The sequence below is a fragment of the Dactylosporangium sp. NPDC051087 genome, assembly GCF_055586325.1.
In genome coordinates, this window is sequence record NZ_JBVJIJ010000003.1 from 345,131 (window position 1) to 370,586 (window position 25,456).

Genomic DNA, 25,456 nt, shown 5'->3' on the forward strand with positions numbered 1-25,456 from the left:
CTTTTTGTTTTCTCTCTCTCTTTTGCGTCTTTTTTTTTTTTTTCCTCTTCCTTCCCCCCCTCCCCCCCCCCCACACCCCCCCTCCCCCCCCCCCCCCCCCCCCCCCCCCCCCCCCCCCCCCCCCCCCCCCCCCCCCCTCGACCGGTGGTGGTGCTCAGCCGTTGTTGTCGATCAGGCTGGCGATCTCGTTGTAGATGAGGTGGGCCTTCGCGCCCTGGTTTGCCGGGCAGCCGCCGAGGTGGTGCAGGGCGACCACGCGGTGGGCGCTGCTGAGCACCGGCGAGCCGGAGTTGCCGCCGGAGGTGTCGCAGCTGTAGCTGATGTTGTACGTGTTGTAGTTCGCGTTGCTCACGGCGCAGGTCGGGCCGTTCTGCGTGTTCTCGAAGATCGACAGGCGCTTGGGGCTGCCGTCGCCGTGGCCCGGGATGTAGATGCGGGTGCCGGCGGTGGTGGCGCTCGTGGCCAGGTAGAGCGTGCCGTAGGTCTGGATGTTGGCGAAATTGTTCACCGAGTACAGGGTGTAGTCCAGCTGGTTCGAGCCGCCGCTGGCCACCTTGTACAGGGTGGCGCCGCTGACCTTGGTGCCGGCGCCGGGGTTCGCGCCGCCGCACGTGGCGCACTGGTAGTTGAACTGCATCTCGCTGCCGCTGACGGCGGCCTGGGTCGAGAAGCAGTGCTTGTTGGTCAGCATGCGGTTGGTGTTGCCGACCCGCCAGGTGGTGCACAGCCCGCCGCCGCTGATCAGCAGCCGCGCCACGGCCCGGCCGCGGGCGTATTCGGTGGGGTGGCTGTTCTGGTAGCAGACCACGTCGCGGCGGGCGTCGGTGCTGCAGACGGACATGATGGACATGTTGTACTGGCTGATCTCCGCCTGGTCGTAGCCCCGCCAGAAGCGGTCGACGGTGACGGCGTTCGCGCGGGAGGCGCGCTTGCTGTGCACGGTCACCACGGCGGTGTCGCCCTCGACCGACATCGCCCAGAAGCCGGGCTGCCCGTCGGTCGTGTAGTCAGAGCCGGTGTCCCGGTTCAGGTTCCGGTCGTACCGGTAGCTTTCCCGGCCGTCGGGGCTCGACACGGTGACGTATTCGCCGCGGGCCAGTCGGAGGGCGCTGATGTGGACCTTGACGTAGGCCGCGCCGGGGTGCGAGATGACCTGTGTGCGGCCGGTGGCGGCGTTGGACAGCGCGGTGCCGATGGTGCGGAGCTCGCCGATCGTGGTGACGCCCTCCGCCGAGAACTGCTGCGATTCGGGTCCGCGCACGGATCCCGGCGCGAGGGGCTGCACCTCGGCGTGGGCGGCCGGCGTCGGCAGCAGGCTCAACCCGAGTACACAGGCACTGCCTGCGACTGCCGCGGTCCGCAGCCAGCGCAGTACATGGCTCATCGTTCCTCCCAGGGATCGGCATCTGTAGATGCTTTCCGCTTTCATACAGGAGGTGCCGACGACATACAACAGTATCGATGGATTTGACGCGTCGGCGGGGACAGGCGGTGGGCACCGGGGCGGGTCAGCCGGCGGTGCCCACCGCCTCTTCGTGCGCGTCCAGTCCGCCCGCCGCGCCCCGCGCCCATGCCCGGGCGACGGTCTCGTCGCCCAGGTGCCGCCGGACCACGGCGAGGTCACGCTCCTGGCAGGCCCGCTCCACCGGGTCCATGAGGACGCGTGACACCGCGGAGATGGCGCCGAACAGCCCGGCGGCCAGGACGAGGTCGCGTTCCACTACCGCCACGCCCGCCAGTCCGGCGAGCGAGCGCGCGACCCCGTCACGGTCGGCCACCGTGCGGTTCAGCCGCAGACTGCGCCCGAAGCATTCCCGGGCCCGTCCCGGGTCGCCGGCGGACAGCGCCGCCCGCCCGAGGTGCGCGACCGCGGTCGCCACCCCCCAGCTGCTGCCGAGCTCGCCGAACAGCGCCACGGCCCGGGCGAAGCGCTCCTCGGCCGCCGGATGGTCGCGCTGGACGAGCCCGGCGAGGCCCAGATGGTCGAGGGTGATGACGGCGCCCCACGCGTGGCCGAGGCGCTGGAAGATGGTGTGCGCCGCCTCGAACAACGCCTCCGCGCCGGCCGGGTCACCGAGCGCGAGCCGGCCCTCGCCGAGATGGTCGAGGGACCAGGCGATGCCCTCGTCGTCGCCGAGACCGCGGTACAGCTCCAGGCTCTCCTCGAACAGGGTGCACGCCTGCCTGCCGGAGCCGGACGCCTGCAGCATGACCCCGACGCCGTGCAGTGCCTCGGCGATGCCGCGCTGGTCGCGCAGGCCGCGGCACAGGGTGAGGCTCTCCCCGAAGCAGGCCCGGGCCAGGTCGTGGTCGCCGCGGTCGACGGCGATCCAGCCGGCGCCGTAGAGGACGTGCGCGCGCAGCGCCGGGTCGTGCTCGCCGGACAGGTGCAGCGCCAGCGTCGTCCACCGGCCCGCCTCGGTGTGGTGGGAGCGGATGTGCCAGAACTTCCACAGCGCCGCGACGAGCCGCAGCCCGCCCGGGGCGTCGTCGCCCTGCACGTGCCATTCCAGGGCGGCCCGCAGGTTGTTGTGCTCGGCGTCGAGGCGGCTCAGCCAGTGCTCCTGGGCGGCGCCGCCGAGCTGCCCGTGCGCGGTCTCGGCGAGCTCGAGGAAGTAGCGGGCGTGCGCGGCCCGGATCAGGTCCTCCTCGCCGGAGGCGACGAGCCGCTCCAGCGCGTACTCGCGGATCATGTCGAAGAAGACGGCGTACCGCTCCCCGTCGCCGCGGACCTCCTGCCGGACCAGGTTCTTGTCGGCGAGCCCGGTCAGCCCGTGCAGCACCGCGGGCCGGTCGTCGCGGACGGCGGCGACCTGCTCGGCGCTGGCGACGGTACAGCCTCCGGTGAACACCGCGAGCCGCGCGAAGAGCCGCTGCTCCGCCGGGTCGAGCAGGTCGTAGCTCCAGTCGATGGTGCGCCGCAGGGTCTGCTGCCGCTCCGGAAGGTCGCGCGGCCCGTCGGTGAGCAGCGCGAGCCGGTCCTCGAGCCGGGCCAGGATCGCCGGCGGGCTGAGCAGCGTGATGCGGGCGGCGACGAGCTCGATCGCGAGCGGCAGCCCGTCGACGCCGGCGCAGATCGCGGCGACGTCGGCGGCGTTGGCGTCGGTGAGCGCGAAGTGCGGGTCGACGGCCTGGGCGCGTTCGACGAACAGTTCGACGGCGGCGGCCCGGGCGGCCGACTCGGCGGTCAGCGCCGGCCCGTCGTCCGCCAGCCGCAGCGGTGGTACGGGAAACAGCCGCTCCCCCCGCAGGTGGAGCGGGGCGCGGCTGGTGGCCAGGACGCGCAGCTGCGGCCCGGCGGACAGCATCTCCGCGACCAGCCTGGCCGCGCCCGGCAGGTGCTCGCAGTCGTCGAGCAGGAGCAGCAGCCGCCGGGTCCGCAGGTGGTCCAGCAGCGCGGTGCCCAGCGGCGTGCCGGGCACCTCCCGCACCCCGAGCGCGGTCGCGATGCTGGGCACCAGCAGGGCCTCGTCGCCGAGCGGGGCGAGCGCCACGAAGTGCACGCCGTCGGGGAACAGCGGCCGTACCTCCGCGGCGACCTCGACGCTGAGCCGGCTCTTGCCGATACCGGGCGGGCCGACGAGTGTCAGCATCCGGCTGCTCTGCCGCAGCAGCTCGGTGCGCACCGCCGCCTGCTCGTGCGCCCGGCCGATCAGCCGCGTCGGCGGGGTCGGCAGGTTCGTGGGGCACTCGCGGTCGTCGGCCCAGTCCGCCTGCCGGCGGGCCAGCCCGACGAACGCGCCCTGCCGCTCGGGCGCGATGTGCAGGCACCTCGCGAGCCGCTCGGCGAGCTCGCGGGACGGCCGGCGCTCGTCGGTCTCCACCTTCCGGATGGTGATCACCGAGTAGCCGACCTGGCTGGCGAGGTCCTGCTGGGTCAGGTCGAGCGCACGCCGCCGGGTCTTCACGAGCTGCCCGAACGTTGCGTCGACGGTCACGTGTCCGCCTCCCGGTCTGTGGTACGTGCTCGGCACACAGTGGCGGCACCGTATGCGAAGCGTCATGAGTGGCGGGCACTCAGATTCGCGGCGGCGCACCACTCAGTTCGTTACGGCCGTGCAGGCCGAGCTTGAAGTAGACGCGGGCCAGGTGGTTCTCGACCGTGCGGAACGACAGCGTGAGCCGCTCGGCGATGTCGCGGTTGCTGAACCCGGCGGCGGCGAGGGACGCGATCTCCCGCTCGCGCGGGGTGAGCCGGCGCTCGACGTCGACCGCCGCCAGCAGCGGGGTCCGCAGTCCGGGGCAGCGGGCCGTGTACGCGGCGACGGCGGCGGCGAGCCGGTTGAGGTCGCGGCCGGTGTCCTTGGCCGCGCAGGCCCAGGCGGCGGCCGCCGCGTCGGCCGCGTAGACGGTGAACCCGAGCTCGTCGAAGTGCCGCGCGGCCGCCTCCAGCCCGGGACCGTCGCCGACGGCCATCGCCCGTACCGACGCCACGACCGCGGCGCCGAGCGGCCACTGCGGCGGAAGGTCGCCGAGGATCGCGGCGGCCTGGCGGGCGCCACCGAGGCGGGCGAGGTCGTTGCAGAGCACGACGGCGGGCAGCAGCGCGCCGCGGTCCCACCAGTGCCCGGCCCGCGCGGCGAGGCGGTGCCGGGCCCGGACGGGGTCGCCGGTCAGCGTCTCGTGCCAGGCGAGCGCCCGGTCGATCTCGTAGTGGTACAGCTGCACCTGCCGGTGCTCGGGCCTGGTCGCGGCCAGCTCCGCGGCGATCGTCGCGGCCCGGGCCGGGTCGCCCGCGTGGACCGCGACGAGCAGCCCGATGGCGAGCACCCAGCCGAGCCCGATCGGCGAGTTGACCTGCCGGAAGTAGGCGGCCGCCTCGATCGCGTGGCCGCGGGCCGCCTCGAGGTCGCCGGCCGGCAGCTCCAGGCTCGCCAGCCCCGCGGTGATCCAGGCCAGGCCGTGCGCGTCGCCCTTCGCGGCGGCCGTGTGCAGGGCCGTCGCGCCGAAGCGGCGGGCCTCGGCGACCTGCCCGGCGTCGGTGAGCACCCGCACGCACAGCCCGGCCAGGCCGGTGAGCACGCCGATGTCCTGATGTGCGCGGTCGGCGCTGGTCGCGAGCCCGTGCGCGAGGCGGGACAGGCGGATCGCCTCGGGGAAGCGGCCGGCCAGCATGTACGCCATCCCGCCGGCCGCCGACGCGCGCAGCGTGCCCTCACCGTCGCCGAGGACCGGCTCGAGGAGGGTGAGCGCGTCGTGCGGGGCGCCGGACGCGGCGAGCAGCATGCTGCGCTGCGTGGTGAGCGCGGCCCGCCACACCGGGTCCGCGACGGCGGTCTCCGCCCGTTCGAGGGTGCCGAGCGCCTCGTCGAGCCGGCCCGCGCCCCAGCCGAGGTAGAACGCGCGGGCCAGGGCCACGCCCGCCCGGTCCGGGTCGGCGTCGGCGGTGCCGGCGAGCCGGTCGAGGACCGCGTAGCCGTCGCCGGGCCGCCCGGCGTCGAACTGTGCCGCCACGAGCAGCAGCCCCGCCTCTGCCGCGCCGGTCGCCTGCCAGGCGTGCCGGGCCAGCCGCTCCCGCACGCCGACCCTGGCCCGCAGCAGCGTCGCCAGGCGGGCCGCCTGCGTCATCCATGCGGCGTTGACCGGTCCGCCGCCGGTGAGCCGCCACACCGCCCAGCGCAGCAGGTCGTCGCGGCGCCGGGCGCCGGTGCGCTCCCACAGGTCGGCGAGTGTGCGGCTGTGCCGCAGCCGCACCGACACCGGCAGGGTCGCGCGCAGGATCTCGCCGTACAGCGGGTGCGCGAGCCCGGCGTCGGTGCGCCGCCCGTCCTGCCGCACGGTGATCAGCCCGCGCCGTTCGAGCCCCTCGACGGCGTCCTGGTCGCTCAGGGCGTACACCTGGCTGAGGCCGAGCTGACCGGCGATCGCGAGCAGCTCCAGGGCGAGGCGCTCCGGCCGGGTCGTGCTGCGCAGCCGCGCGTTGAGCAGGTCCGCCAGGCGCGGCGACGCCGCCGGCAGCTGCCGCAGGTGCCAGAGCCCGTCCTCGACGGCGAGCGCCCCGGACTCCACGGCATCCGTCAGCAGCTCGTGTACGTACAGCGGGTTGCCCGCGGCAAGCCGTTGCACGTGCGCGACGGTGATGCTGGAGACCGGCCCGTCGAGCACGGCGGCGACGAGGTCGGCGACGTCCGTGGCGGTCAGCGGCCCGAGGTCGACCCGTTCGAGGCGCCCGGTGCGCATCAGCGCGGTCACGAACGCGGGCAGCTCCACGCCGCTGCGCACCGTGCCGACGACGTCGAGGAGCCCGTTGGCGACGATCTGGTGCACGGCCGCGGCCGACATCGGGTCGAGCAGGTCGACGTCGTCGACGAACAGCAGCCCCCGGCCGCTGCCCGGCACGAGCGCCCGCAGGACCGCGGCGACGTCCTTCGCCGGCTCGGCGGGCAGCAGCGCGCCGAGCGCCCCGAGCGGCACCTCCCGCGCGGCGTCGGACGCGTGCACCCGCAGCACCCGGTGCCCCTGCCGCCCGGCCGCGGTGACGACCTCGTCGGCGAGGCGGCTCTTGCCGATCCCGGCGGGCCCGATCAGCAGCGCGCCACCGGGTGCGGCTCCGGCGAGCGTGCGTTCGAGCACGGCCCGCTCCCGGTCGCGGGCCACGAACGGCCGGCGCATCGTGACACCTCCCGCCGAACGTTTCGCGAACGTTTCCAATCCCCCGCGCGCAAAAGTGTCGCACCCGCGCGCCACCCACTCAGGCGCGCCGGATCCGTACAACTACCTGCGTCGCGGCCGCCACCAGTTCGCGGCGCCGAGCAGGGACATGGTGGCGGGCAGGAGCAGACCGCGGACCACGGTCACGTCGAGCAGGACGGCGACGGTCATGCCGACGCCGATCTCTTTGACCGCGATCAGGTCGCCGAGCGCGAAGCCGAGGAAGACGATGCCGATCGCGAGGGCGGCGGTGGTGACGACGGGGCCGGTCGCGGTGATCCCGGCGAGGACGGCCCGGTCGTTGGCGGCCCGGTCGTCGCCGGTACGCCGGTCCCACTCCTCCTTGATGCGGGCGAGGAGGAACACCTCGTAGTCCATCGACAGCCCGAAGATGAACACGAACAGCAGCAACGGCGTGGTGATGTCCAGGGCACCCCACGGCTCGAAGCCGAGCAGCGCCGACCCCCAGCCCCACTCGAAGACGGCGACGAGGACACCGAGGGTCGCCAGCAGCGTGAGCACGTTCATGATCAGAGCCTTGACCGGCACGACGACCGAGCCCGTCAGCGCGAACAGCAGGATCGCGGTGGCGACGACGATGACCGCGACGGCGATCGGCAGCCGCGCCGCCGTCGACTCCCGGGCGTCGATGAGCTCCGCAGCCGGCCCCGCGACCAGGACCGGCGCCTGCGCGTCGAGGGCGCGCAGCTGCCGGACGAGACGCTGGGCGGGTTCGCCGCCGGCGGGCCCGGCGGGACGCAGGTCGACGACGGTGACGCCGGCGGGCAGGCCCGAACGCAGGTCGAGCTCCTGCTCGCCGGTCAGCTCGCGGATCTTGCCGAGCAGCGCCTGCGCCGGGGGCTCGGTGGCGTCCGCCTCGATGAGCACGGTGACCGGCTGCGTGGTCCACTTGGCGAAGTCGCGTTCGACGGCCTCGTAGGCGAGGCGCTCCTCGCTGCGGGCCGGCAACGACCGGGCGTCGGAGTTGGCGAGGGTGACCTGCAGCAGCGGCAGGCTCAGCACGACCAGCGCACCGGTCACCGCGAGGGCGACGAGTGCCGGCCGGCGCTGCGCGAAAGCGGCCAGCCGGGCCAGGGTGCGCTGCTTGCGTACCTTGGCCGCGGGAATCCTCTGATGAGCCACCGCGATCAGGGCCGGGACGAGCGTGAGCCCGGCGGCGGTGGCCAGGCAGACGACCAGCGCGCCGCCGAGGGCCATCGCGGCGAGGAGCGGCTCCGCGAACGCGAACAGCCCGGCCAGCGCGGCACCGACGGCGAGCCCGGACACGAGCACGGCCCGCCCGGCGGTCGCGACGGTCGCGGCGAGCAGGTCCGGCACGGCCGCCTTCCGGTTGGCGGCGCGCTCCTCCCGGAAGCGGGTGATGATCAGCAGGCTGTAGTCGACGGCGAGCCCGAGCCCGAGCAGCGTGACAACGTTGACCGCGTACTCGCTGACCGGCACGGCACTCGCGAGACCGGTCAGCGCGAGCAGCGTCGCGGCGACCGTGGCGAGCGCGGCCACCAGCGGCAGGCTCCCGGCGACCAGCCCGCCGAGGATGACGGCGAGCACGCCGCACAGCACGACGAGCGCGACGGACTCACCGATCGCGGCGTCCTTGACCGCCTGCTCGCCGAACGTCCGCTCGGCGAGCAGCTCCCCGCCCACGAGCACCGTCGGTGCCTCGATGCGGTGCAACGCGGCGGCGACCCGGTCGGCGACTGCGAGCGCCTCGGCGTCGCTGAGACCGGGCTTCAGCTCGACGGTGACCAGCGAGCTCTGGTTGTCGGCGGACACCTGCCCGGACCCGGCGGTGTACGCGTCGGTGACCTCGGCGACACCGGGGATCGCCCGGATCTCGAACATGATCCTGCTGGCGTCCCCGACCAGCTCGGTGGCGTTGAAGTCCCGCCCGGAGATGACGGCGACGACACGTTCGCCTTCCGGGGCGAGCTTGTCGATGCGCGCCTGCGCGACCGCGGACTCCGCGTCGGGCCGCAGCGCGTCGACGGACTGCGCCCGGTCGTACACCCCGCCGCCGAACACCGCACCGGCGACCGCGATCACGGCCCAACCGGCGAGGACGAGCATCCGGTGGTTGGCGGTCCACCGGCCGAGCAGTGCGAGCACCGCAGCCTCCTTGCGCTGCCGCCTCGATGGCCGCCGCGCCCGCCATCCAACATCGACAACGGCGCCTCCGCAATAGGCGCTCAGACCTCGAAACCGCAGTAGCCGGCGTACCGGCGCAGCCTGTCGACGACTTCCGCCTCGCTGAGCCCGGTCTCGCGGGCCGCCGGCGGCACGTGCCCGTCCAGGAGATCCGCCGAGGTGAGCAGGTCCGACGTGCGGGCGACGGCCGCGGCGGAGTGTCCCTCGTCATGAGGCCGCGCTGAGGACGGTCAGGGGCGGTGGGTGCCGGTGAGGGTTTCGGTGCGCTGGGCGGGCATCGGCTCCTCGACGACCCGGTGCGGGCCGGGCGCGGCGTGCAGCAGCGTGGCCGGGGTGGCGCCGGCCGGGGCGACGACGAGGCCGACGTGGTGGATGCGGCTGGCGGCGCGGGCGAAGAAGAACAGGTCGCCGGGGCGTTCGCCGCCCGGGGGGACGGCCTGCGTCGCGGCGGCCTGGTCGTGGGCGTCGCGGGGGAGGGTGACGCCGAGGCGGCGCCAGGTGAGGTGGACGAGGCCGGAGCAGTCGACGCCGAGGGTGGACAGGCCGCCCCACACGTAGGTGGCGCCGAGGAGGCGGCGGGCGACGGCGAGGGCTTCTTCGCCCGTCGGCGGCCGCGTCGGTACGGCGGCCAGATCGCGCTCGAGTGCCCACAGCGGCTCGGTGTGCCCGGCGACGCGCACCGGCTGCCAGCCCCGGTCCGCGGGGCCGGCGGGCGTGAGGAACGTGCCGAGCACGACGCCGGGCAGGACGGCCGGGCCGCCGGGGGAGCGCAGCAGCGTGGTGGACATGGCGTCGACCACCAGCCGGTCGCTCTCGGGCAGAGCTTCCGGCAGGGCGTCCGTCAGGTGGGCGGTGCGGACCCAGCCCGGGTAGCCGCGCGGGTCGAGGCTCCCGGCCGGCTGCGCGACGGCGAGGATCCGGGACCATCCGTCGGGGCGGTCCTCGGCGACGAGCACCTCGTCGCCGAGCAGCGCCTGGGTCACCACGGCGCTGCTGATCTGCTCGTCGGGGGACATCGCCGCGATCCACGCGCCGATGTCGGGGGAGTCCCGCAACGCCAGGGCGTCGCAGGGGCGGGTGCGGTCCGGTGCGGACCACAGCGTCGCCACCGGCACGCCGATCGACGCCCGTCTCATCAGTGCTCCAGGGTGACGCCGAGGCCGGGGCCGTCGGGGAGATGTACGCGATCCCGATCATAGGAGATGCCGCCCCGGACCGGTGAGGACGCGAGCCACCAGGCGGCGTCGAGGTCGGACACGGCGGTGGTGCCGTAGGCGGCGACGAGGCTCGCGGCGGCGCCGACGCCGATCTGGGTCTCCATCATCGACCCGACGAGCGTGCCCATGCCGTGCGCGGCGGCGAGGTCGAGCAGGGTGCGGGCCGGGCCGATCCCGCCGCACTTGGCGAGCTTCACGTTGACGAGGTCGGCGGCGCGGCGGCGGATCACCTCGACCAGGTCGCGGACGCCGAAGACGACCTCGTCGGCGAGGATCGGCACGCTGACGCGGTCGCTGACCCAGGCGAGCCCGTCGAGGTCGTGCCGGGTGACGGGCTGCTCGACGAGCTCCACGTCGAGGCCCGCGTCCTCGATGCCGCGGATGACCCGGACCGCCTGCCGGGGGGTCCAGCCCTGGTTGGCGTCCAGCCGCAGCTGGACGTCCGGGCCGACGGCGGCACGCAGCTCGCGGACCCGGGCGATGTCGGCGGCGGCCGCGTCGCGGTCGTCGGCGCCCGCCTTGCCGACCTTCACCTTCAGCACCCGGAAGCCCTCGCCGACCCGGTCGCGGGCGGCGGCGACCAACGCGTCGGCGGCGCCGGCGGGGAGCGTGACGTCGGTCGGCACCGACAGCGACACCCCGCCGAGGTAGTGCACGAGCGGCAGGTCGCGCCGGCGGGCGGCGAGGTCGTGCAGGGCCACGTCGGCGGCGGCGCGGGCGCCCTCGTTGCGTTGCACCGCCCGGTGTACGAGCTGGCAGTTGCCCGTCACATCGTCGGCGTCGCGGCCGGTCAGCAACGGGCCGAGGAGCTGCTGGACGCACGCCTCGGCGCCGGCGACGGACCCGCCGGTCACCTGCCACACCTGGGGTGCCTCGCCGTAGCCGCTGCGCCCGTCCTCGTCGACGATCTCGACGATGAGGGACTCGGCGGTGGTGGCGCGGCGCAGCGCGGTGACAAACGGCGTGTGGAACGGCGCCGACACCCGGTGCGTGCGGACTGCGCGGATGCTCATGGACGCCGTGCCTCCCAGGCGAGGTGGGACAGGTCGGCGATCAGCCGGCGCGCGGTGTCGTCGGGGGCGCCGCTGGTGCAGACCGCGATCAGGTAGGGCGGCGCGTCGTCGGGCAGGACGACGCCGGCGCTGTGCCGCACGCCGTCGACCCAGCCGTTCTTGTGCGCGACGCGGACCCCTTCGGGGACGCCCAGCGCGAGGTCCTCCCGGTGTTCCTGGGCGGCCAGCACGTCGAGCATCTCGGCGCACGAGCCGGGCGCGGCGATCGTCCCCGTGGCGATGCCGCTCAGCAGCCGGGCGAGGTCGGCGGCGGTGACGATGTTGTCCAGACCGGCGAGGCGGGCCGCGTTGTCCTCGATGCCGCGTGCGGTCACGCTGCCGGTCGCGCCGGCCCGCCACCACGCCTCGGCGACCGCGGGCAGCCCGACGAGGTCGATGAGGAGATTGGTCGCGAGGTTGCCCGAGCCGGCGATCATCCGCCGGGCCAGCCATCGGGGCGGCGCGTCGCGGCCGAGACGGTCCCACGTCTGCCGCTCGTTGTCGTAGCCGGGGTCGCAGGCGAAGCGGGAGCCGTCGCCCAGCGCGGAGGGGAAGTCGTTGACGACCGGGACGGGCCGGTCGAGGTCCAGGTCGCCGGCGTCCGCGGCACGGTACAGCGCCACGAGCACGGCGACCTTCATCGTGCTCGCCGCGTAGTGCGGCTCGTCCGCGAGGCGGTGGAACGCCGGCGGCGCGCCGGGCGGGCCCAGGAACACTGAGCACCGGCCCGGCACGCCGCGGAGCACGTCGGAGAAGGTCACTGCTTCACGTAGGCGTTGGTCACCGCGACGCTGCCCCAGATGGAGTCGACGAAGATGCCGCCGACCTTGGAGCCGTGGATCGTGAACATCACGTCGACGTACAGCGGCACGACCGGCGCGTACTCCTTCATGATCTTCTCGTCGAGGTTGCCCCATTCGGCGCCCTGGTCGGCGACCGGCAGGGCCAGGATCCGGTCGAACTCGGCGTTGAGCGCGGACTGGTTGAGGTAGGACGCGCCGTTGTTGCTGCCGCCGGCCTTGATCGCCCGGCCGTCGTACAGGACCGGCAGGATCGACGCGCCGCTGGGCCAGTCAGCGCCCCACGAGCCGATGTAGAGGTCCCACGGGTTGTCCTTCTTCTTCGTCTCGTCCAGGAACGTGTCCGCCGCGATCGGCTTCAGCGTGATCTTGAAGCCGGCCTTCTCCAGGTTGCCCTTCAGGTGGGTGCTGAGCTCCTGGTTGGTGGCGTCGTCGGGGAAGCCGAGGACCAGTTCGGGGGTGGCGCCGCCGAGCAGCTCCTTGGCCTTGTCCGGGTTGCCGGACCTGCCCGCCGGGTACGCCTCGTAGTTCTTCCAGCCGATCGTCGCCGGCGGCATGAGCGTGGTGACGGCCCGCGCGACGGTGTCGCCGCCGAGCGTCTTGACGAGGCCGTCGCGGTCGATGGCGGTGTTGAGCGCCTGGCGGATCTTCAGGTCGGTGACCCGGTTGTTGTTGATGGTCAGCGTGTACTCGCTGGGCGTCGGCTCCTGCAGCGTCCGCGCCTTCAGGGCGGGGTCGCCGACGACCTTGGCCACCAGGGACGAGTCGACGCCGTTGAACGACACGGCGGTCGCGTCGCTGCCGGTGTCGGCGATGATGCGGTTGGTCTGGGTGACGTTGTCGGGGCCGAACTCGTAGACGAACGTGTCCGGGTACTGGTGGCGCATCGCGTCGGTCGCCGGGTCCCAGAACGTGTTGCGCTCGAACGTGAGCCGGGTGCCGGCCTCGTTCTTCGCCAGCTTGTAGGGCCCGGAGGAGAACGGCTGTTTGTCGTAGTCCGTCCCGGTGTCCTTCGCCGCCGGCACCGGCGCGGTCGCCGGCAGCGAGACCGCGAACGGCAGGTCGCAGTGCGGCTTGGCGAACTCGAACTTCAGCGTCTTCGGGTCCGGGGTGCTCAGGCCGGGCGGCAGCGCCGTCTTGTTCGCGGCGAAGTTGAACTTGGTGTCGAACTGGGGCGTGTCGGCGAGCCACTCCTGGATGTAGGTGGGGCCGCCGGTCAGGGCCAGGTCGAAGGAGCGGGCGATGCCGTAGGCGATCTCCTTGGACGTGATCGCGCTGCCGTCCTCGAACTTCACCCCGTCCTTGATCTTGAATTCCCAGGTCTTGCAGTCCTTGTTGACGTCGGTGCCGGGCGTCTCGGCCAGGTCGCCGACCAGCACGACCTTGCCCTTGCCGTCGTCCTTGTACGTGGTGAGCCGCCGCGCGTACAGCTGCGACGCGGTGAGGCCGACGAACGAGTACACCCGCTGCGGGTCGAGATGCGAGACCTTGCTCTGCCGGATGACGGTGACGGTGCCGCCCTTGGCCGCGCCGGGGATCTCCGCCGCCGGGCCCTTCGAGTCCTTCGGGTCGGTGGCGATGGAGCCGCTGGCCTGCCGGTTGGTGTCGGGGCCCGTCTCGTCGTCGGTGCGCTTGTTGTTGCTGCACGCGCCGAGTCCGGCGACGAGTGTGAGCAGCACGAGCGCTGTCAGCGGTCTATTTGCCATTGCGTCCTCCCTGAAGATGGCCTTGGTGCACCGCGGCCGGGACCGGCGGACCGGTCTCATCGCAGCCGGACCCGCGGGTCGATGAAGGTGTAGAGCACGTCGACGACGACGTTGGCGACGACGATGAACGCCGCCGCGATCAGGACGGTGCCCATGATCGTCGGCAGGTCGCCGTCCTTGACCGCGTCGATCGCGGTGCGTCCGAGCCCGCGGAGCCCGAACGTGGTCTCGGTGATCACCGTGCCGCCGAGCGCGGCGCCGATCTCGACGCCGGCGGTGGTGACCAGCGGCGTGATCGCGGCCCGCAGCGCGTGCCGGCGGATGACCGTGCCCGACCTGAGGCCCTTGGCGTGCGCGGTGCGCACGAAGTCCTCGGACAGGGTCTCCAGCATCTGGGCGCGCGACAGCCGGGCGTAGACGGCGGAGAACAGGAACGCCAGGGCGCACCACGGCAGGATCAGCGCCGTCGCCCAGTCCAGCGGGTTGTCGAGGATCGAGGTGTACCGCGGGTACGGCAGGATCTTCAGCGTGTAGACGAAGACGAGCAGCAGGACGCCGCCGACGAAGTACAGCTGCAGCGAGGCGCCGGTCAGCGAGACGCCGATCGCGAGCCGGTCGAAGACGGTGCCGAGCCGCAGCGCGGACAGCATGCCCAGCCCGATGCCGACGGCGAGCCACAGGAACGCGGCGGGCACGACGATGCTGAGCGTCACCGGGATGACCCGGCCGAAGGTCTCGGTCACCGGCTCGCTGTTGACGTACGAGTAGCCGAGGCACGGCGCCTCGCAGTGCCCGCCCTGCGCGGCGCCCAGGTCGCGACCGGCGAAGATCCCCTGCATGTAGTGCAGGTACTGCAGGTACTTGGGGTCGTTGAGCCCGAGCTCGTCGCGGACCCGTTCGAGGCGGGCCGCGTCGCAGTTCTTCGGGCACATCGCGGTCGCCGGGTCGCGGGGGAGCGCGAAGAACATCAGGAACGTCAGGACGCTCACCGCGAACAGGGTGAGCAGCGCGAGCAGGACGCGGCGGATCAGGAAGTTCAGCATGTGCTCACCGCGCCGACTTCGGGTCGAGCGCGTCGCGGACCGCGTCGCCGAACAGGTTGAACGCGAGGACCAGCACGAAGATGGTGACGCCGGGGAAGAACACGTAGGCCGGGTCCGTCTGCAGGTAGTTGAGGCTGCGGAAGATGGTGCGGCCGAAGTCGGGCGTCGGCTCCAGCATGCCGATGCCGAGGAACGACAGGGCCGCCTCGCTGGTGATGTACGCCGGGATCGACAGCGAGAACACCACGATGATCGGCGCCCACAGGTTGGGCAGCAGCTCCTTGAACAGGATCCGCGAGGTCCTCGCGCCGGTCGCGCGGGCCGCCTCGATGAACTCCCGTTCGCGCAGCGACAGCACCTGGCCGCGGACGAGCCGGGCGGTGGTGGTCCAGCCGAACGCGGCGAACAGGCTGATCAGCACGATGACCCGGAACCAGCCCGGCACCGCCTCACGCGGGCCGTAGAAGGCGAGCTCCAGGGGGCGGATCAGGGCGAGGGTGAAGATGAGGAACGGCAGGGCGAGGGCGACGTCGGTGACCCAGTTGATGATCGCGTCGACCCATCCGCCGAGGTAGCCGGAGACGATCCCGGTGAGCACCCCGAGCGTGGTGGTGACCAGCGCCGCGGCGAACGCGATGCCGAGCGAGGTGCGCATCCCGTAGACCATCTGGATGAACAGGTCCCGGCCGAGACCGGGCTCGATGCCGAACCAGTGGGTGCCGGTGACGCCGCCCGCCACCCCGTAGGGCATGCCGTAGCGGTCGAGGTCGTCCTTGAACGAGTCCTGCGGGCTGATCCCGTAGGCCATCTCGATCAGCGGCGCCGCGAGCGCGACCACGATGAGTGACGCCGACACGATCCCGCTCGCCAGGGCCGTGCGGTCGCGGCGCAGCCGCATCCATACGGCCTGCCGCAGCGACCGTGCGGCGATCACGCCCGCCGGGTCGTCGTCGGTCCCGACGTCCGTGCGGCCGGCTCGCCCGACCTCGGGTGGCGCAACGCTCATCAGCCCACCTCCCAGCATCGACGGCAGCGACTGTAGGTAACCGCCGGCGTGCGACGTAAGAGTGAAGGTAATCTACAAAGCCGGTTACGTCACCGCCCGGTTGTAACGGATCAGCAAACCTTGACTCACATCAAAGTCCGGTATGTTTCGGACATGTCGCCATGAAGTGCGCGCGGATCTCGTAGGTTACCAACGGATCGAGACAACTGGCCGCAAGGGATTGACGGAAAAGATTGCGATGGGTCACGCTGTGCCCATCCCCCCCAGAGTCAGGAGGTTCGATGCGCCGACGTCGCACGCCCCTCGCACCGACCACCAGCCTCGGCGCCGCAGTCCTCCTGGCGCTGAGCACCGCCACCCTCGCCGGCCAGCCCGCGGCCGCGGCCGCGCCGGACGCCCGGCAGGCCGCCTACAGCGCGGCGTCCGCCGCCTGGGGCGTGCCGGAGAGCGTCCTGCTCGCGGTGTCCTATCTGGAGTCCCGCTGGGACACCAACCACGGCACCCCCAGCACCAGCGCCGGCTACGGCCCCATGCACCTCACCGACGCGGCCGGGCTCGCCGCGACCGCCCAGCCCCATCACGACACGGGCGAGGACTCCCGCGGCGACGACTCCCGCGAGCCGAAGACCGTCCCGGCCGCCGACACCGCGCCCCCGGCGACCGCGGCGCTGCAGACCCTCGGCCGCGCGGCCGAGCTCACCGGCACCCCCGCAGCGACCCTGCGCACCGACCCGGCCGCCAACATCAACGGCGGCGCGGCCCTGCTCGCCACCTACCAGCGGGACGCCGGCGCGCCCGGCGGGGCCGGCAGTGACCCTGCCGCCTGGTACGGGGCGGTGGCGAAGTACAGCGGCGCCGACACCACCGACGCCGCGGCCGCCTTCGCCGACGAGGTCTACGCGACCCTGCGCGACGGCGTCGCCCGCACCACCGACGACGGCCACCCCGTCACGCTCGCCGCGCAGCCCGCGCTCACCCCGGCCAGGACCTGGCTGGACCGGCTCGGGCTGCGCCGGCCACCCGTGCGCCCCGACGGCCTGGAGTGCCCCGCCGACATCTCGTGCGAGTGGATCCCCGCGCCCTACGAGCAGTACGGCGCCACCCCCGGCGCGTACGGCAACCACGACCTGAGCGACCGGCCCGCCCGGCAGCGCGTCGAGTACATCGTCATCCACGACACCGAGGCCAGCTACGCCACCACGCTGAACCTCGTCCAGGACCCCACCTACGTCAGCTGGCACTACACGCTGCGCTCGGTGGACGGGCACGTCGCCCAGCACGTGAAGACCAAGGACGTCGCCTGGCACGCCGGCAACTGGTACGTCAACGCCAAGTCCGTCGGCCTGGAACACGAGGGCTTCGCCGCGCAGCAGGGCGCCTGGTACACGGAGGCGATGTACCGCTCGTCGGCGAAACTCGTCCGCTACCTCGCCGCCCGGCTGGCCATCCCGCTGGACCGGCAGCACATCCTGGGCCACGACAACGTGCCCGGCACCGTGCCGTCGACGGTCAGGGGCATGCACTGGGACCCGGGCCCGTACTGGGACTGGAGCCACTACTTCGACCTGCTGCACGCGCCGTTCATCACGTTCGGCACCGCGAAGACCGGCCTGGTCACCTTCGACCCCGACTACGGCACGAACCAGCTGCCGTACACCGGCTGCACCGGCACCGCCGACACGCCCTGCGTGCCGCACGGCTCCTCGCAGGTGCTGCTGCGCACCGCACCGGCGGCGGACGCCCCGCTGCTGAGCGACATCGGGCTGCGCCCCGGCGGTGAACCGTCGACGATGCAGGTCTCCGACCACGGCGCCCGCGCCGCCGGCGGCCAGACCTACGCCGTCGCCGGCCGCCAGGGCGACTGGACCGCGATCTGGTACCTCGGGCAGAAAGGCTGGTTCTACAACCCGCCGTCGAAGCCGGCCGCGAAGTGGTCGACCGGGCTCGTCGTGACCCCGAAGGCCGGCAAGGCGACGATCCCCGTCTACGGGCGTGCCTACCCGGAGCAGTCCGCCTACCCGGCCGGTGTGCCGTACCAGGCGATCACCCCGCTGCAGTACACGTTCAGCGCCGGCCAGCGGTACACGCTCGGCGGCGTCGTGCAGGGCGAGTACTACCGGGCGACGACGTTCGCCGGCACCAGCCCCGGCGACTGGACCGTCATCCGCGGCCAGAACCGCTACGCCCAGGTCCAGTTCGGGCACCGGGTCATGTTCGTCAACCTCGACGACGTGCAGATCCTGCCGTCGTTCCTCCCTGTGGGGTCCTCATGAGACGCTCCGTCCTGGTCGCCGCCCTCGCGCTGTCGATGCTGATGCCCGCCTCCGCCGCGGTCGCCCACCCGAGCCCCGTCGTGCACGACGAGCAGATCACCTACAACGCCTGGCAGTCCTTCCCGCAGTTCCTCGGCGGCCGCAACGAGGGGACCCTGCCGGTCCCCGGCCCCAAGCCGTTCCTGGCGATCGCCCGTCCGGTGGGCACCGTAGACGGCTACGAGTACGCGACCTGGACCTCGCCGGTCACCCGGATCGGCTTCGGCGCCAGCGAGCTGGTCGCGTCGTGGAACGCCAGCACGCCGGCCGGCACCTGGCTGCAGGTCGAGCTGGAGGGCACGTACACCGACGGCCGCGCGACGCCGCGCTACGTGATGGGCAAGTGGGCCAGCGGTGACCAGGACATCCAGCGCTCCACCGTGGACGGCCAGGGCGACGGCGTGTCGTCGATCTGGACCGACACCTTCTCCATCGACGACACGTCGCTCGGGGTGCTGCTGCAGTCCTACCGGCTGCGGGTGACGCTCTACCGCAAGGCCGGCACCTGGGCGTCGCCGCGGGTGTACCTCGCGGGCGCCATGGCCTCCAACGTGCCGGACCGCTTCACCGTCCCGGCGAGCGCCGGACACATCGCGTGGGGCAAGGAGCTGGCCGTCCCGCGGTACTCACAGAACATCCACGAGGGCGAGTATCCGGAGTACGACGGGGGCGGCGAGGCCTGGTGCTCGCCGACGTCGACGGAGATGGTCGTCGAGTACTGGGGGCACAAGCCGAGCGCCCAGGACCTCGCCTGGGTCGACCCGTCCTACGCGGACCCGCAGGTGGACCACGCCGCGCGCAGCACCTACGACTACACGTACGAGGGCGCCGGCAACTGGCCGTTCAACACCGCGTACGCCGCGACCTACGGGCTCACCGGCATCGTCACCCGGCTGCACTCCCTCGACGAGGCGGAACGCTTCATCGCCGCCGGTATTCCCGTCATCACGTCCCAGTCGTTCCTGGCCACCGAACTGACCGACGCGAACTACTCCACGTCCGGTCACCTGTTCGTCATCGTCGGCTTCACCGCGACGGGCGACGTCATCATCAACGACCCGGCGTCCTCCTCGAACGACGCCGTGCGCAACGTGTACAGCCGCGCCCAGTTCGAACAGGTGTGGCTGCGCACGAAGCGGTACCGCGCGAACGGCACCGTCGCGTCCGGCAGCGGCGGCATCGCCTACCTGATCGCCCCGTCCGGCACGCGCTGGCCGCGCGTTCCCGGCTCCTCCAACTGGATCGGCTGACATGTTCGTTCGACGTTTCGCAGCCTTGTCATGCCTGTTCGCGGCTCTGGTGGTCGGCACACCGGCTTCCGCCGCTGTGGCCGCTCCTGTTGCCGCCCCGTGCACCGTCGATCCGGCCACGCCGAAGCACCAGATGCGCGCCATGTGGATCGCCAGCGTGGTCAACATCGACTGGCCGTCCGCGCCCGGCAAGTCCGAGGCCGAGCTCAAGGCCGAGTACGACGGCTGGCTCGACCTCGCCGAGTCGCTCAACTACAACGCCGTCATCGTGCAGGTCCGCCCGCACGCGGACGCGTTCTGGCCGTCGCCGCTGGAGCCGTGGTCGCAGTACCTCACCGGCGTCGCCGGCCAGGACCCCGGCTGGGACCCGCTGTCCTACCTGGTGTCGCAGGCGCACGCGCGGAACCTGGAGTTCCACGCCTGGTTCAACCCATACCGGGCGAGCATGCCCGCACCCGGCGGCGCCGGCACCGACGTGTCGAAGCTGCCCGCCTCCAGCCCGCTCGCCCAGCACCCTGACTGGGCGGTGCCCTACCCGGTCGACAACGCCGGCGGGCGGCTCTACTTCAACCCCGGCATCCCCGCCGTCCGCGAGTTCGTGCAGGACGCCATCATGGACGCCGTCACGAAGTACGACATCGACGGCGTGCACTTCGACGACTACTTCTACCCGTACCCGGCCGCCGGCCAGGACTTCGGCGACGACGCCACCTTCGCGCAGTACGGCGGCGGCTTCGCCACCAAGGGCGACTGGCGGCGCAACAACATCGACCTGCTCATCCAGGAGCTGGACGCCCGCGTCCACGCCGCCAAGCCATGGGTCCGCTTCGGCGTCAGCCCGTTCGGCATCTGGCGCAACAAGGCCGCCGACCCGCTCGGCTCGGACACCAACGGCACCCAGTCCTACGACGCCAACTTCGCCGACACCCGCAAGTGGGTGAAGGAAGGCTGGATCGACTACATCGTGCCGCAGGTGTACTGGAACATCGGCTTCGCCGTCGCCGACTACGCGAAGCTCGTGCCGTGGTGGGCGGACGTCGTGGCCGGCACCGACGTGCAGCTGTACATCGGCCAGGCCGACTACAAGGTCGCCGCCGCCGGGCAGCCCGCCGCCTGGTTCGACCCGAACGAGCTGTCCGACCATCTCACCTTCAACCGGCAGTACCCGCAGGTCCTCGGCGACGTGCACTTCAGCGCCGTGCAGGTCAGGGCGAACCGGCTGGACTCGGAGACGATCCTCGCCGCCGAGCACCACACCCGCCCGGCGTTCCCACCCGCGTGGGGCCCGGCAAAGCCCCTGCTGTTCCCGGTGCTCACCGGCGCCCGCCGCACCACGACCGGCGCCGAGCTGCGCTGGCGGCCGACGGTGAGCGGGGCCGGCCCGTTCGCCGACGTCACCTCGTACGGCGTCTACCGCTTCGACGGCACGACCGCACCCCGCGCCTGCGACCTCGCCGACGCGTCCCACCTCATCGCCACGGTCCGCGGCACGACGTACACCGACCCGACCGCCGAACCGGGCAAGCACTACACCTACGTCGTCACGGCCCTGGACCGCCGCTGGCACGAGAGCCCCCCGAGCCCGCCCCGCTGGATCTGACCCATCGCACGGCGCGCCGTGGCAGGTCCTCCGCGACCTGCCACGGCGTCAGTCCGTCGTCAGCTCCTCCGCCAGTTTCTCCATCCACGGCCGCAGCTTCTCCGGGTTGCGGACCGCCCAGATGCGGCGGATCCGGTCGCCGTCGACCGCGAACGCGTAGACCGTCAGGACGCGGCCGCCCTGGTGGGCGACCAGGCCGGGCCGGCCGTTGACGGTGCGCTCCAGGAACGTCACGCCCGCGGGCGCCCGGTCGGCGATCTCGACCCAGGCGTGGGCGATCCGCGCGCCGCCCTCGATCGGCTCCAGGAAGGTCGTGACCAGGCCACCGCCGTCGGCGGTCGCCGTCGCGTCCGGGTCGAGCAGGTCGATGAGCGCGTCGACGTCCTTCGCCTCCCAGGCCACCTTGAACGCCCGGACCACGGCCGCCTGCCGAGCCGCCGGGGTCGCCGGGGCCTGCGCGGCGCGGATGCGGCGGCGGGCCGAGGACGCCAGCTGGCGGCACGCCGCCGGGCTGCGGCCGACGATCTCGGCGATCTCGGCGAACGGATAGCGGAACACGTCGTGGAGGATGAACGCGACACGTTCGGCCGGGGTCATCGACTCGAGCATCACGAGAAACGCCATGTTGACCGACTCGTCGAGCGTGACCCGGTCAGCCGGGTCGGCCGGGTCGGCGGGCTTCGCGCCGGTCCACTCCGTGCGGTCGGGCAGCGGCTCGGGGAGCCAGTCGCCCACGTACCGCTCCCGGCGGGCCCGGGCGGAGCCCAGCAGGTTGAGGCAGATCCGGCTGGCGACCGTCGTCAGCCAGGCGATCGGGGACTCGATGGCGTCCTGCTGCGCCCGGGACAGCGCATACCAGCGGGCGTACGTCTCCTGCACCGCGTCCTCGGCCTCCGCGAGGGAGCCCAGCAGGCGGTACGCCAAATTGATCAGCTGCCGTCGCTCGCTGATGATCGCGCGGTCGGTCATGACCCGGCGGCTCCCCTCGGTCGCGTGTTCCTCACCGGTTCGACAAGACAGCCCCCGGAAATGTGAGCCTCACATTCCGGGAGGCTGCGCTGTCGAACCGGTGGGACCGACCCATCATCCGACGAACAAGGGGCACCGATGACCGACTTCCAGGCGATCGCCGACCGCGTCGAGATCGAGGCGCTGCGCGGCGAGTTCACCGACGCCGCGATGATGCGCGACCGCGCCCGCCTCGCGGCGCTGTTCACCGACGACGGCGCGCTGCGCATGCCGAACATTCCGGTCGAGCTGGTCGGCCCGCTGGAGATCCTGGCCGGCGGCGAGCGGCTGCAGGCCCAATGGGACTTCTTCGTGCAGAACTCCCATCCCGGCACGATCCAGCTCGACGGTGACACCGCGTCCGGCCGCACCTACATGCAGGAGCTGGCGCGGACCCTCGACGGCCGGCAGGGCCAGAACTTCGCCATCTACCACGACCGGTACCGGCGCACCGGCGACGGCTGGAAGTTCGCCGAGCGGGTCTACGAGGTCAGGTACCTCGACACGAGCCCGCTGCCCGGCTCCGCGCCCGCCGAGGCGCCCGCCGAGGCGGCCTCCGGCGTGGTCGAGGCGGCCGCCGCCGGAGCGTTCACCGCCGCCGCGCCCGGGCCCAGGCTGGAGCGGGCGGCGGCCGCGTTGCGGGCCAACAACTTCGCCGTCGAGATCCTCGACGACGCCGCCGCCGCGCGGGCCCGCGTCAAGGAGCTGATCCCCGAGGGCGCGAGCGTGTTCACCGCGGCCAGCGAGACCCTCCGCCGGTCCGGCATCGACGCGGACATCAACGCCGGCGACCGCTACGACGCCGTCAAGTCCCGGACCCTGACCATGGACCGGGCCACCAGCACCCGCGACATCTGGCGCCTGATCGCCGCCCCCGACGTCATCGTGGGCAGCGTCGCGGCGGTCACCGAGACCGGCTCCCTCGTCGCCGCCTCGGCCAGCGGCGGCCAGCTGCCCGGCTACGCCGGCGGCGCCGGCCACGCCATCTGGATCGTCGGCGCACAGAAGGTGGTGCCCGACCTCGCCGCCGCCCTGCACCGCGTCGAAGCCCACTGCCTGCCCCTGGAGACCGCCCGCGCGCAGACCGTCTACGGCCGCCCCAGCGCCGTCAACCGCCTGCTCGTCCTCAACGCCGAACCCGAACCGGGCCGCGCCACCGTCCTGCTGCTGCGCGAGCCCGCCGGGTTCTAGGCCAGGCCGCTAAGATCTGCACGTCGATCGATGCGCGAGACGGGGGAACGCCATGTCCACTGCCGACGAGCTCGCCGGTGAGCTGCTCGACGTGATGCTGGACCTGTCGCCGATCGGTGCGTCGCTGCTGGGGATTCCCGGGCGGGACGGGCAGCTGCGGGACTATTCCGAGGCCGCGGACGACGCCGCCAGGCAGCGGGCGGTGGCGATCGCCGCGCGGGCCGGGACGGCGGACGGCGACCCGGTCACCCGCGGGGTGGTGCTGCAGCAGGCGCAGTCCATCGTGGACAACATCGAGGTGCGGTACACCGAGTACTCGATCACCGACACGTGGACCGCGCCGGCGGTGGCGTTGCTCGCGCAGCTGCCGATGGTCACGCTGACCGGCAAGGAGCGGGCCGACGGATACCTGGCCCGGCTGGCGAAGCTGCCGGAGTCGTTCGCGCAGATCGCGCAGCGGCACCGCGACGGCGTCGCCGCCGGGCGCCGGCCGGTGCGGCACCTCGTGGACGGAGCCGTCGCGCACCTGGACCGCTACCTCGCCGACCCGGCCGGGGATCCGCTGCGCAGGCCGGCCCCCGACGACGACGACGGCTACGCCGAGCGGCGCGACCGGCTCATCGACGAGGTGGTCCGACCGGCGGTCGCGGCGTACCGGGAGGTCCTGGCCACCGAGATCGCCCCCGTCTCCAGGGGCCTGGACGAGGCCGGGCTGTGCTTCCTGCCGGGCGGGGACGAGCTGTACCTGCGCCAGGTCCGGCTGCACACGACGACCCACCGCACGCCGGACGAGCTGCACGCCATCGGCCTGGACCTGATCGCGTCGCTGCGGCGGGAGTTCGCGGAGATCGGCGCGGAGGCGTTCGGCACGGCCGACCCGGCCGAGGTCATGCACCGGCTGCGGACCGACCCGGCGCTGCGCTGGCGGGACGGCGACGAGATCCTCGCCGCCGCGCGGGCCACGATCGGCCGCGCCGAGCAGGCCGCCCCCGACTGGTTCGGCACGCTGCCCGGGCAGCGGTGCACGGTCGAGGCGGTCCCCGCCGCCGAGGCGCCCGGCGCGCCCGCCGCCTACTACCTCGCCCCGGCGATCGACGGCAGCCGGCCCGGCATCTACTTCGCCAACACGTCCGAGCCGTCGGGCCGCGACCGGGCCGTGGCCGAGGCGACCGCCTTCCACGAGGGCGTCCCCGGCCACCACCTGCAGCTCAGCCTGGCCCTGGAGCTGACCGGCCTGCCGCTGCTGCGCCGGATCGGCATGTTCACCGCGTACGGGGAGGGCTGGGGTCTGTACGCGGAGCGCCTCGCCGACGAGATGGGCCTCTACTCCGGGCCGCTCGCGAGGCTCGGCATGCTCGCCCTGGACTCGATGCGCGCGGCGCGGCTCGTCGTGGACACCGGCATCCACGCGAAGGGCTGGAGCCGCGACCAGGTGGTGGACTACCTGGGGGCCAACACCGTGATGGCGGAGGTCGAGATCCAGTCCGAGACCGACCGGTACATCGCCGACCCGGGCCAGGCCCTCGCGTACATGGTCGGCCGCCTGGAGATCCAGCGGCTCCGCGAGGACGCCCGGGCCGCGATGGGTGACCGCTTCGACATCCGCGCCTTCCACGACACGGTCCTGACCTCCGGGCCGCTCCCGCTGGAGATCCTCGCCGAGGTCGTCCGCCGCTGGCAGGGCCAGGGCTGACCCCGGCCGGTCCGGCCGCTCATGGCCGGCCGGACCTGCCGGGGTCGCGCCGCGGCCGGGTCAGCCGGCCGGTGTCTCGAGCTGGTCGTAGGCGATCTCGAACCGCGTCATCGCGGCCCGCAGCCACGGGTCCGGCTGCGGGTCACCCATCGCCGCCTGCACGAGGGCGAGCGCGTCGGCGATGTCCGTCCCGGCCCGTTCCAGCCACGGCTGCGGCGAGGGGTCGAGGCGCAGGTGCCCGACGTCGACCGTGCCGACCTGCTCGAGCGCGACCGTGTGCTTGCCCAGCGCGCCCGCCGCGCCGAGAAACGCCTGCTGGGCCTTGGTCCTCAGCGCCGCCGCCTGCCGCGGGTCACGCGCCCGCTGCGCCTGTCCGACCAGGTCGAGCCCGTCGGTCAGGGCGCCGACGTAGCGCTCCTGTTCCTCGATCGGCAGCACCACGTCGGTGCGCAGGTCGATGCCGTAGTCGGGGAACCGGTCGGGGTTGTAGGCGAGCGGCACGTCGATGCAGATCAGCTTCTTGACCCACCATCCCTCGGCGACCTGCAGCCAGATCGGGAAGCAGTACCGGATACTCGTCGCCGCCCGCGCCGGTGCCTGCGACACCACCGTGACGGCGCCGAGGCAGGCCGTCACGGCGGCCAGGAACAGTGCGACGCGTCGACGCCAGTCAATCGAATTCTTCATGCACCTGAGCATCCGTACCGGTGTCCGGGTGCCGTCAAAGTCGCGTCAATCGCGGGTGTCACGAAGTTGACCGG

At 73.0% G+C, this 25,456-nt stretch carries 18 protein-coding genes; 5 read left to right on the top strand and 13 right to left on the bottom strand.

The window, feature by feature from the left end:
* Positions 1 to 154: 154 nt before the first annotated feature.
* From ACZ6TV_RS08165 to ACZ6TV_RS08215, 11 genes are all read right to left on the bottom strand, one after another.
* On the bottom strand, positions 155 to 1,384 hold the full coding sequence (locus ACZ6TV_RS08165; protein WP_465296459.1) for a trypsin-like serine peptidase: 1,230 nt from the start codon (positions 1,382 to 1,384) through the stop codon (positions 155 to 157).
* Between the two features lie 124 nt (positions 1,385 to 1,508).
* Positions 1,509 to 3,938, bottom strand: coding sequence for a tetratricopeptide repeat protein (locus ACZ6TV_RS08170; protein ID WP_465296460.1), 2,430 nt, complete (start codon positions 3,936 to 3,938; stop codon positions 1,509 to 1,511).
* A gap of 79 nt (positions 3,939 to 4,017) precedes the next feature.
* The gene (locus ACZ6TV_RS08175) at positions 4,018 to 6,612 is read right to left on the bottom strand and encodes a helix-turn-helix transcriptional regulator (protein WP_465296461.1); all 2,595 of its coding nucleotides are present in this window, start codon (positions 6,610 to 6,612) and stop codon (positions 4,018 to 4,020) included.
* A gap of 102 nt (positions 6,613 to 6,714) precedes the next feature.
* Positions 6,715 to 8,778 (bottom strand): MMPL family transporter, encoded by a 2,064-nt coding sequence (locus ACZ6TV_RS08180; protein ID WP_465296462.1) that lies wholly within the window; start codon positions 8,776 to 8,778, stop codon positions 6,715 to 6,717.
* Positions 8,779 to 8,858: 80 nt separating this feature from the next.
* On the bottom strand, positions 8,859 to 8,951 hold the full coding sequence (locus ACZ6TV_RS08185; RefSeq protein WP_465296463.1) for a wHTH domain-containing protein: 93 nt from the start codon (positions 8,949 to 8,951) through the stop codon (positions 8,859 to 8,861).
* A 96-nt stretch (positions 8,952 to 9,047) separates the two neighbouring features.
* Entirely contained in the window at positions 9,048 to 9,953 is a 906-nt protein-coding gene (locus ACZ6TV_RS08190; RefSeq protein WP_465296464.1) for a C40 family peptidase, read from the bottom strand.
* A complete protein-coding gene (locus tag ACZ6TV_RS08195; RefSeq protein WP_465296465.1) occupies positions 9,953 to 11,047 on the bottom strand; it encodes a mandelate racemase/muconate lactonizing enzyme family protein in 1,095 nt (364 codons plus the stop codon). The genes ACZ6TV_RS08190 and ACZ6TV_RS08195 overlap by 1 nt, the downstream gene beginning before the upstream one ends.
* On the bottom strand, positions 11,044 to 11,847 hold the full coding sequence (locus ACZ6TV_RS08200) for a serine hydrolase (protein ID WP_465296466.1): 804 nt from the start codon (positions 11,845 to 11,847) through the stop codon (positions 11,044 to 11,046). Before ACZ6TV_RS08200 ends, ACZ6TV_RS08195 begins: the two co-directional genes overlap by 4 nt.
* The gene (locus ACZ6TV_RS08205) at positions 11,844 to 13,592 is read right to left on the bottom strand and encodes an ABC transporter substrate-binding protein (RefSeq protein ID WP_465296467.1); all 1,749 of its coding nucleotides are present in this window, start codon (positions 13,590 to 13,592) and stop codon (positions 11,844 to 11,846) included. Before ACZ6TV_RS08205 ends, ACZ6TV_RS08200 begins: the two co-directional genes overlap by 4 nt.
* Positions 13,593 to 13,648: 56 nt before the next feature.
* Positions 13,649 to 14,635, bottom strand: a complete 987-nt coding sequence (locus tag ACZ6TV_RS08210; RefSeq protein WP_465296468.1) for an ABC transporter permease — start codon at positions 14,633 to 14,635, stop codon at positions 13,649 to 13,651.
* Between the two features lie 4 nt (positions 14,636 to 14,639).
* Positions 14,640 to 15,641: an ABC transporter permease gene (locus tag ACZ6TV_RS08215; protein ID WP_465296469.1), complete on the bottom strand. Its 1,002-nt coding sequence runs from the start codon at positions 15,639 to 15,641 to the stop codon at positions 14,640 to 14,642.
* 281 nt (positions 15,642 to 15,922) lie between these two features.
* Between ACZ6TV_RS08215 and ACZ6TV_RS08220 the strand changes: the two genes are divergently transcribed.
* The 3 genes from ACZ6TV_RS08220 to ACZ6TV_RS08230 all read left to right on the top strand — a co-directional run bounded on the left by ACZ6TV_RS08220 (position 15,923) and on the right by ACZ6TV_RS08230 (position 20,803).
* Positions 15,923 to 17,914, top strand: coding sequence for an N-acetylmuramoyl-L-alanine amidase (locus tag ACZ6TV_RS08220; RefSeq protein WP_465296470.1), 1,992 nt, complete (start codon positions 15,923 to 15,925; stop codon positions 17,912 to 17,914).
* On the top strand, positions 17,911 to 19,203 hold the full coding sequence (locus ACZ6TV_RS08225; protein WP_465296471.1) for a C39 family peptidase: 1,293 nt from the start codon (positions 17,911 to 17,913) through the stop codon (positions 19,201 to 19,203). Before ACZ6TV_RS08220 ends, ACZ6TV_RS08225 begins: the two co-directional genes overlap by 4 nt.
* 142 nt (positions 19,204 to 19,345) lie before the next feature.
* Entirely contained in the window at positions 19,346 to 20,803 is a 1,458-nt protein-coding gene (locus tag ACZ6TV_RS08230; protein WP_465296472.1) for a glycoside hydrolase family 10-like protein, read from the top strand.
* 48 nt (positions 20,804 to 20,851) lie between these two features.
* On the opposite strand, the gene sigJ is transcribed toward ACZ6TV_RS08230, so the two are convergent.
* Positions 20,852 to 21,772, bottom strand: coding sequence for an RNA polymerase sigma factor SigJ (sigJ, locus tag ACZ6TV_RS08235; protein ID WP_465296473.1), 921 nt, complete (start codon positions 21,770 to 21,772; stop codon positions 20,852 to 20,854).
* Positions 21,773 to 21,910: 138 nt separating this feature from the next.
* On the opposite strand from sigJ, the gene ACZ6TV_RS08240 reads away from it, so the two are divergent.
* Positions 21,911 to 23,002 (top strand): LUD domain-containing protein, encoded by a 1,092-nt coding sequence (locus ACZ6TV_RS08240; protein ID WP_465296474.1) that lies wholly within the window; start codon positions 21,911 to 21,913, stop codon positions 23,000 to 23,002.
* 52 nt (positions 23,003 to 23,054) lie between these two features.
* Positions 23,055 to 24,695 (top strand): DUF885 domain-containing protein, encoded by a 1,641-nt coding sequence (locus tag ACZ6TV_RS08245; protein WP_465296475.1) that lies wholly within the window; start codon positions 23,055 to 23,057, stop codon positions 24,693 to 24,695.
* Positions 24,696 to 24,755: 60 nt separating this feature from the next.
* Here the strand turns inward: ACZ6TV_RS08245 and ACZ6TV_RS08250 are convergent, their stop codons facing one another.
* Positions 24,756 to 25,382, bottom strand: coding sequence for a hypothetical protein (locus tag ACZ6TV_RS08250; protein WP_465296476.1), 627 nt, complete (start codon positions 25,380 to 25,382; stop codon positions 24,756 to 24,758).
* Between the last annotated feature and the right edge of the window lie 74 nt (positions 25,383 to 25,456).

Bases quoted from the DNA above. Each gene is read 5' to 3' on its own strand.
- ACZ6TV_RS08210 (WP_465296468.1), bottom strand. From the start codon at position 14,635: ATGCTGAACTTCCTGATCCGCCGCGTCCTGCTCGCGCTGCTCACCCTG.
- ACZ6TV_RS08225 (WP_465296471.1), top strand. From the start codon at position 17,911: ATGAGACGCTCCGTCCTGGTCGCCGCCCTCGCGCTGTCGATGCTGATG.
- ACZ6TV_RS08215 (WP_465296469.1), bottom strand. From the start codon at position 15,641: ATGAGCGTTGCGCCACCCGAGGTCGGGCGAGCCGGCCGCACGGACGTC.
- ACZ6TV_RS08220 (WP_465296470.1), top strand. From the start codon at position 15,923: ATGCGCCGACGTCGCACGCCCCTCGCACCGACCACCAGCCTCGGCGCC.
- ACZ6TV_RS08175 (WP_465296461.1), bottom strand. From the start codon at position 6,612: ATGCGCCGGCCGTTCGTGGCCCGCGACCGGGAGCGGGCCGTGCTCGAA.
- ACZ6TV_RS08190 (WP_465296464.1), bottom strand. From the start codon at position 9,953: ATGAGACGGGCGTCGATCGGCGTGCCGGTGGCGACGCTGTGGTCCGCA.
- ACZ6TV_RS08165 (WP_465296459.1), bottom strand. From the start codon at position 1,384: ATGAGCCATGTACTGCGCTGGCTGCGGACCGCGGCAGTCGCAGGCAGT.
- ACZ6TV_RS08240 (WP_465296474.1), top strand. From the start codon at position 21,911: ATGACCGACTTCCAGGCGATCGCCGACCGCGTCGAGATCGAGGCGCTG.
- ACZ6TV_RS08230 (WP_465296472.1), top strand. From the start codon at position 19,346: ATGTGGATCGCCAGCGTGGTCAACATCGACTGGCCGTCCGCGCCCGGC.
- sigJ (WP_465296473.1), bottom strand. From the start codon at position 21,772: ATGACCGACCGCGCGATCATCAGCGAGCGACGGCAGCTGATCAATTTG.
- ACZ6TV_RS08245 (WP_465296475.1), top strand. From the start codon at position 23,055: ATGTCCACTGCCGACGAGCTCGCCGGTGAGCTGCTCGACGTGATGCTG.
- ACZ6TV_RS08250 (WP_465296476.1), bottom strand. From the start codon at position 25,382: ATGAAGAATTCGATTGACTGGCGTCGACGCGTCGCACTGTTCCTGGCC.
- ACZ6TV_RS08195 (WP_465296465.1), bottom strand. From the start codon at position 11,047: ATGAGCATCCGCGCAGTCCGCACGCACCGGGTGTCGGCGCCGTTCCAC.
- ACZ6TV_RS08205 (WP_465296467.1), bottom strand. From the start codon at position 13,592: ATGGCAAATAGACCGCTGACAGCGCTCGTGCTGCTCACACTCGTCGCC.